This is a genomic window from Deltaproteobacteria bacterium, assembly GCA_003696105.1.
In the GTDB taxonomy this organism is placed as follows: Bacteria; Myxococcota_A; Polyangia; order Haliangiales; family J016; genus J016.
Genome location: RFGE01000113.1, coordinates 1 through 7,509, shown reverse-complemented (window position 1 = coordinate 7,509; position 7,509 = coordinate 1). Strand labels below are relative to the sequence as shown.

At 73.2% G+C, this 7,509-nt stretch carries 4 protein-coding genes; 2 read left to right on the top strand and 2 right to left on the bottom strand.

The genetic code is table 11. The features are described from left to right. The first annotated feature begins 347 nt into the window (after positions 1-347). Positions 348-599, top strand: coding sequence for a hypothetical protein (locus tag D6689_07690; protein ID RMH42603.1), 252 nt, complete (start codon positions 348-350; stop codon positions 597-599). Positions 600-644: 45 nt separating this feature from the next. Here D6689_07690 and D6689_07685 read toward each other — a convergent pair whose 3' ends face one another. Beyond that, complete coding sequence (locus D6689_07685; GenBank protein RMH42602.1) at positions 645-2,129, bottom strand: DUF4010 domain-containing protein; 1,485 nt, start codon at positions 2,127-2,129, stop codon at positions 645-647. Positions 2,130-2,365: 236 nt separating this feature from the next. Next, complete coding sequence (locus tag D6689_07680; protein RMH42601.1) at positions 2,366-5,953, bottom strand: hypothetical protein; 3,588 nt, start codon at positions 5,951-5,953, stop codon at positions 2,366-2,368. 91 nt (positions 5,954-6,044) lie between these two features. Here D6689_07680 and D6689_07675 point away from each other — a divergent pair, with 91 nt between their 5' ends. Further along, complete coding sequence (locus tag D6689_07675; GenBank protein ID RMH42600.1) at positions 6,045-6,884, top strand: hypothetical protein; 840 nt, start codon at positions 6,045-6,047, stop codon at positions 6,882-6,884. Positions 6,885-7,509: the final 625 nt, after the last annotated feature.

Below are 7,509 nucleotides of genomic sequence, written 5' to 3'. Positions count from 1 at the left end.
CGTCCGCGCGGCCACCGCGCCGGCGCGAGCGACAGGACGCGCCGCGTCCGCGCGGCCACCGCGCCGGCGCGAGCGACAGGACGCGCCCACACGCCGGCGTGCGGGCGCCGCGCGCGCCGCGCCGCACCGGGCACCGCCGCCGGCGCGGCGGCAAGTCTGATGGCCGGTGTCCGGGTCCGCGCCGGACAGCCGGACGCAGCCTCCGCGGCAACGCAGCAGAATCACACGCGCAGTGTCCGGCACGGCCCGTGTAGCGGGGTGCGCGTATGCGAACCACCGCGACCGCGTTGGCACTTGCATTGGCCGCGTGCGCTGCCGGGCGGGCGGGACCCTCGGCCGCCGCCATCGTGCGCGCCGCGGGCGCCGTGCGCGTCGGCGACCCCTGGCCGCAGGCGCAGCATACGTTGCATACACAACTCGGTCCACCGACCAAGGCAGACGTCGACGCATACCTGTGGGCGGCCCGAGTCGGGGATGACTGCTACCTGATCGAAGTACGCGTCGCCGACGGCCGAGTCGCCTACGTCGACGATCCATACCAGTCGCCGGCGCGGGCGGCCGCGGGCAGCTACGACCGCTGCGCCGACGCCGCTCCGTGACGTGGACGCACGGACCGCGCACATGGCCGTGCGAGCCAACACCGGTTACAGGGCCACCGCGATGCCGAGCCCCACAACGATGGCGATCGCGAACACCGCGGCGATCCGGTCGCCGAACGCGCGGCGACCGATCGCGAGCGCCACTGACCCCTTGAAGATCGTGTTGGCCACGACGGCGATCGTCACCGCCGTCGCGGCCGAGTCGCTGGAGATCGACGCGGCGGTGACGTGGCGGCTCGCGGCGAGCGTGATCGCGTCCACGTCGGCCACGCCGGCTACGGCGGCCGCCACGAACAGGCCGCGGTCGCCGAGCGCTTGGTGCGCGACCGTGGCCGCGATCAGGATGACCGCGATGATGGCGCCCCACTGGAGCGCGGGCAGCAGAGCGAACGGGTTCTTCAATTTGGCCAGCGCGGCCGTCTGTTCCGACCCGAGCGTCCGATTGCCGAGCACGCGCCAACTCCACGCGGCACCCGTGAGCGTGACGACGCCCATCGCCACCATCGACGGCGCGAGTTCGCGAGCCAGCTCCGGCGCGATCACCGCCGCCACTGCGAGTACGCGCCCGAACATCATCGTATTGGCGACGAATGTCGCGAGCTGCCCCGCCGGGATCGCGGCCGGGTTCGCGCGAGCCTGCTGGCTCATTGCCGTCGTGAGCGCGGTCGAACTCGACAGCCCGCCGACCACGCCCATGATCCCCGCACCGCGGCGTTCGCCCAGGATCCGGGTGAAAAAGTAGCCCACGTAGCTGATCCCGCCGATGAGCAACACGAACCAGCCGATTTCGCGCGGCACCACCGCGCCCCACGGGTCGACCGCGAGGTCGGGCAACAGCGGAATGACGACCGCCAACAGGATGAGCACCTGGAGCGTCGACGTCAGGTCGACACGGCGCACGCGCGGCATCAACCCGTGGATCCACGGCTTCGAGATCAAGAGCAGCGTGGTGAGAAGCCCGACCGCTACGGCGGTGGAACGGTCGAAGCGCACGGCGGCGCCGAGCAAGTACGCGAGCACGCCGGCCACTTCCGTGGTCACGCCCTGGCCGACCTCGCGCAAGTGGCGCACCGCCATCATCGCGGCGACGGCGACGAGACCGGCGGCGACGACCCAGGGAAACTGCCCGGACGCATATCCGGCGAGCCATCCGAGCACCGCGAGCAGGGAAAACGTGCGCGCGCCGAGAACCTCGGCCACGGGTGCGTCGCCGGCCGCCCGAACCCCGAGTCCGACCGCGCCCGCGGCGTCCGGGTTCGGCGCGCCGGCCGCCGCCGCGGCATGCGCCTGTCCGGAGGGAGTGTCCACGGCCTCGCGGCCCGCCCGGCCGCCGTCGCCTTCGCCGGCCCGCGGGCCGCCGCCTTCACCGGCATCCGCCGTGCCGTTGGCATCGCCGTCGACGGCGTTCCCGCCGGAGGTCTGGTGCAGGACGGCAGAGCGCTCGCTGTGCGCGCGCTCGATGCCGATGAGGGCGCCAATGCCCGCCGCATAGCCGAGTTCGATCAGGATCCCGTATGGGTCCGCAGTCACCGGGCGATTGTATCGCCACGCGTCTAGCGAGAGGCAGCGGTCGCCGGATCCTCGACCATGCGGGCGAGCGATGGGCTCGGTCCGCGAAGCTCGGAAGGACCGGCCGCCGGCACGGCCGCGCCGTGCGGTCCCCGCGCGTCACCGCCACCGCGCGCGATCCGGCCCCACCGAAACGCCGGCCGAAGTGCTCCCCGGCCACGCCATCGACCGGCGCCGTCGCTGTCCCCGCCGCGGCGTCAGTTCGGCGGGCGCTTGCGCGTGCGAAACCAGCCGCGCAGCGCCTCCATGCGGGCACGCTGGTCGTCGGGAGCGTGCCGGCGGCACGTGGCCATCTCTTCCGTGTCGGCGGCAGCGCCCCAGCGGATCTCGACGCAGTCGTTCGGGTTGTACGCCATCTCGAACTTCTCGGCGCGCTCCACGACGTCGGCGAGCGACAACGTCCAGGTCGACCCGTCGGATCGCACGTACGAAAACGACCGTGCGGCCAGCTCGCGGTCGAGCACGGCGCGCAGCTGGGCGACGCGCTCGTCGACCTCGTCGGGCCGCAGGCCGAAGCGATGCGGCTCGGCGCGCACCTCGTCTGGGAACCGAACGACGCTGTCGATCGCGATCAGCAGTCGCAAGTCGCGCGATGGCGTCGAGTAGTCCTCCCACGGACCGCTCGTGAGGAAGATCGCCGCGCCCTCCGGCATGGGCACGATCTCGCGGTGCGTCGCCATGAACTCCTCTCCGTTGGCGATCGACGTCACGCGCCGCGACACCGCCTCCATGAGCGCATCGACCAGCGCCCGCTGGCGCGCGACCGGATCGAGCGGGCGCGGATTGATCAACCCTTCAACGGTCCGATAGAAGTCGTCCGCCGACCCGCGATACTGTTGCAAGCTGAACCGGGTGTAGCGGCGGGTCTTGGCGAGTTCCTCGTTGCCGATTTCCCGGTAGCGACCGATGCGGTGGACCCACGGCAGTTCCGGCGGCCCGCCGCCCACGGTCGCACCCGCGTCCGGTGCGTCGTCGACTCCGCCGGTCCACGGCGGCGAACCCGCACCGGAGGGAGACGCGCGGCCGCCCGTCGCCGCGGAAGATCCCCCCGCGGCGCCCGGCGGCGTCCCGCGGCCGCTCGACGCCGCCGGCGCACCCGCGGCGCGCGGCGCCACTGCGACCGGCTGCACGCCGGACGAGTCCGCACCGTTTGCAGGCGCGACGCCGCGCGCCGCGGCCGCCTCCACTTCCTCACGCGCCTCCGCCTCCTCCGCCGTAATCCATAGCGGCCCCGAGCCGAGAGGTACGTCCGCCGGCTCGGGCACGAACACGATCGGGCGGAACGTCTTGAACCCGGCGCCGCCGGAGGTCACGTCCGGGTCGAACAGAAACGAGCCGCGCCAGAACCGGCGGCGCCCGACGGTCCCGTCGGGTTGGGCGTCCGCGGCGACCAACACGCCGTAGCGGTCGAGCCCTTGGGGAATCCAGTCGGCGACGACCATTAGGTGGCCGTACGGATCGGCAAAGAGCGTGCCGGGCTTGAGCGCGCGCCGAGTGAGCGGCACCGGGTAGAAGTCCGTGAGTTCGTCCTCGGGATGCGTGCGACCGCTCGACGAGTGGACCGCACGACTCACGTGATAGTTGATGAACAGCGAAAACGCGGTCACGTCGTCCCGCGGCACCATCTGCCCGTCCTTGCCGCGCAGCTCGAGCCGACTCATCAGATTGTCGCCGCCGCCCGGCAGGGAGCAGTCGGGCGGCTTGCCGGGCCGCGCGCGCTTGCATCGGCGATAGCGGAACGGCAGCCGCATCTTCCACGCGAAGTAGGCGCGCAGCGTGTACGGCAGATCGGCGCAGTCGGGACCGAGTTCGATGAGTTCGTCCTCGCCCAGGCCGCGGTAGTCGTACAGCAGGTTGCGCGCGGGGTCTCGCAACAGCGAATGCAGATCGGGCCACACGCGGTCCTCGTCCACCGGGTAGTCGAACAAGCGCTCGACCCACAGCGCAAACAGGTTCTCGTTGCCCACGTGCCATGCGTACTCGGGCTCCCACACCGGCCCATCGTTCGGCTCCGCCGGCACAGGGCGGCGGCCGGCGACCCGCACGCGCTGGCACGCGATCACGTCGTCGCCGTCGGCGACCACCGCCTTCCAGGTGCCCCGGCGCGGGCGCGGCACCGTCGCCACCAGGCCGAACGGCGGCCCACCGAGATGGACGACGCCGGCGTCGACACGCCGCCCGGTGGGGTCGACGAGCGCCAGCGTCGCCGGGCCCGGATCGCGGTCGAGCGCCGCCACGATCCGCAGCGGCTGGTCGGCGTTGGGGCGCTCCGGCATCGCGTAGATCGCCGCGCGGCGACTGTCGTGACACGCGCGATCCTTCGGGATCGCGGGCGCGGGTGTCGGCCGGAACGTCGCGACGCCGCGCAGCTCCGGGCCGGGCGACCCGCCGATCACGGTGATGCGAGTGATCCGCTCGAGCAGCGATCGCCGGCCAGACCCGCGCCCGAGATCGAGGCCGCTCACGGTGACGGCGGGGACGCGCACCACCCGGTCGCTGCCACCGTCGCACCGCTCGGCGTACTCGCCGAGCGCGTGCAACACCCGCGGCACGCCGCGGTGATCGCGGCCCAGGTAGAGCATGATGTGGCCGGGGAAGTGCAGCAATGCGATGCCCTTGGCCGCAGCGGTATCGATCAGGCGCAGCTTGTCGGCGTCCGATGCGCCCGCGACGTCGATCCAAAACGAGCCGGCGCGTGACTGCCATGCGCTGTGGCGCGGCAGATGCAACCCGAACGACTCGAACACGTCGACGAGCAGCCGCGAACAGTCGAGCCCGCCGGCCGCTCCGCCCAACCCGTAGGGCCGCCCGACGAACTGCCATGCGCGCTCGAGCACCGCACGCCGGGTCACGGAGCGGCGCGTCGGCCGCAACGATCGAGCGGCGGCTGCGGGTGTGCGCACGAACCCCGTGCGCGTCGCGACGTACGCACGGCGCCCGCGCCGATCGGCAGCCGGCAGCACCGTGCCGGCCGCGATGCGAAGGTTCCCGACGGCGATCGGTGCCGTGGTCTCGACGCGCGGCCCGCGCTCATAGGCGGCGCGCACGGGCGCGGGCACGGGAGGCGACAGCGGCGCATCGCCGGAGATCCAGCCGAACGACAGACGCGTCTCGACCAGCCACATGCCGTTGGGCCACCGCGCGACGACTCGCACGCCGTCCTGCGCGCGGACCGTCGAACACGCGTTGCGATCGAGGCGCGGATCCAACGAAGGCGGCAGCAGCGGCTGCGGTATCGGCGTGCAGCGCACGAGCAGGTCGGCGAGCGCGACGCGCAGCGTGGGGCGCGCGGCGGCCAGGGACACGTCCGCGTCGATCGCGCGGCGCGCGCCGTCGCCGACGGGCGTTCCGTCGGCCGCGACCCACTCGCCGCCGTCGATTCGATCGCGAGCCCACGCGCGACGCTCCTGCACCTTGCGCGCGAGCGCGTCGAGGTCGGCGGGAGCCAGCAGGTCGCGCTGCGGGTAGTAGCCGTCGCGCGGGATGGCGATCGCCGCGTCGAGGCGGTCGACCTCCTCGGGCGTGAGAACCGGACGGTCCAGGTCGGCGGACTGCCCGAGTCGATCGAGCCAATAGGCGAGCGTCAGCTGGTCGGCCGTGACGCCCGGCAGCGGCAGGTCCGCGGTGCGAAACGGCGGACTGCACGCCGGCGGCGTCGCCTGCGCGGCAGCGTCGGCCGGGCGAGCGGCCAGCTCGCCGCCGTCGGCCGGCGCTGCCGCGGGCTTGCCGCAAGCCGCCGCGGCGACCACCGCGACGGCGAGACTGTGTCGTGCGCGCGACCCCATCCACTTACGGCCGTTGTCGGCCCGCTTCGTGTCAGTATAGAGGGGGTGGCGCGGATTTGCTCTGCTCGCGCCGCCGCGGTACCAGTGAACTATGCGGGTGGTCCACGCAGCTCCGATCGCGATCGCGTTGTCGGCTGCGGCGTGTGCGCGCGTCGGGATGGTCGACGACGGATCGAGCGTCGCGTACGGGTGGGCCTACGCCGGATCGTTGCGCAACGGCGTGCAGTTGCCGCCCGAGGGCGACGGCTACCGCGTTCCTCGCCGGTGGATCCGGCGGGGGAACCAGTACGGCACCGACGAACTCGTCGCGATGATCCAGCGCGTCGGCCGCCGCGTGCATCGCGAGACCGGCGCCGTCGTCGGGGTCGCCGATCTGTCGCCGCGGCGCGGCGGGCGGACGCCGTGGCACCGCTCGCACCAGAGCGGACGCGACGTCGACCTGCTGATGTTCGGCGTCGATCGCCGCGGGCGCCCGCTGCCGGCGGATGCGATGGTTCGATACCGCGCCGACGGATCGAGCCGACCCGTCGACAGCCACGGCGTCCGCCACTCTCGCCGCTACTTCGACGCCGCGCGCAACTGGGCCCTCGTTCGCGCGATCATCGAAGACCCCGGCGTCGATGTCGAGTTCATCTACGTGTACCCGCCGCTCGAGGAGCGACTGCTCGCCTACGCGCGCCAGGCGGGCGAGCCGCCCGAGCGAATCGAGCGTGCCGCCGCCTTGCTGCAGCCGCCGGTCGACTCGTCGCCCCACGACGACCACTTTCACGTGCGCATCTTTTGCCCCGCGAGCGATCTGACGTACGGCTGCATCGACAGCGCCGAGCGGCCGGAGACACGGCTGTGGGTCGCGTACGCGCGGCGCGCGCTCGCGGCGCTCGCGCGCGCGGTGGCGGCTGCCGTCGAGGCTGCGACGGTCGCGCCGATCTGAGCCAGCGACTCGTCGCCTATCGGCCGCCGAGCGGGACGATGGCGGCGCGCATTCGTTGCGGCCCGAACCGGGCGAGGCCACGCCGGGATGCAGCGTGCCGGGCGCTGCCTCCCCGCCCCGTCGTCGGTCGCCGAGGACGCGCGCGGCCGCGCTGCCGCCCCCGGCGCGTTCCGGCTCGAAGCGCAGCGGACGGCGCCGGCGTCGCCGCGCGGTCCTCGCCAGGCGCGCGTGCGCACCTCCGGGGCGGGACCGCGCCTCGGCCGTGCGCCGGCCCTCCCGGTCGGTTGCAGATCGGTCCCGCGGCGGCCGCACCGGTTCTGCGGTCCCCGATTCTGCCCGAGGTTGCCGCCATCGGATGGGTCCGCGGCCGCGACCGGCGGGCAGCGCGGTCGGCGTGACACGCCCAAGTCGATTTCTCTTCGTCGCCACTGGGATCGCGCTGACCGCGCCGGTGTTCGCGCAGACGGCACCGGCCCCGCCGCGATGGTTCGCTTCGGGAAGACCTCGCCGGGGTGGCGTCAGTTAGTCTGAAGTTCCCCCGGACGCGAGCGCAAGTGCTCGGATACACGCGGTTCGGTGCGAGGCTACTGGGAACAGTCAGAGACGGACGCCGAGGAGGTCGAGG

Coding starts and splice junctions, on each gene's coding strand:
- D6689_07680 (RMH42601.1), bottom strand. CDS start 5,953: ATGGGGTCGCGCGCACGACACAGTCTCGCCGTCGCGGTGGTCGCCGCG.
- D6689_07675 (RMH42600.1), top strand. CDS start 6,045: ATGCGGGTGGTCCACGCAGCTCCGATCGCGATCGCGTTGTCGGCTGCG.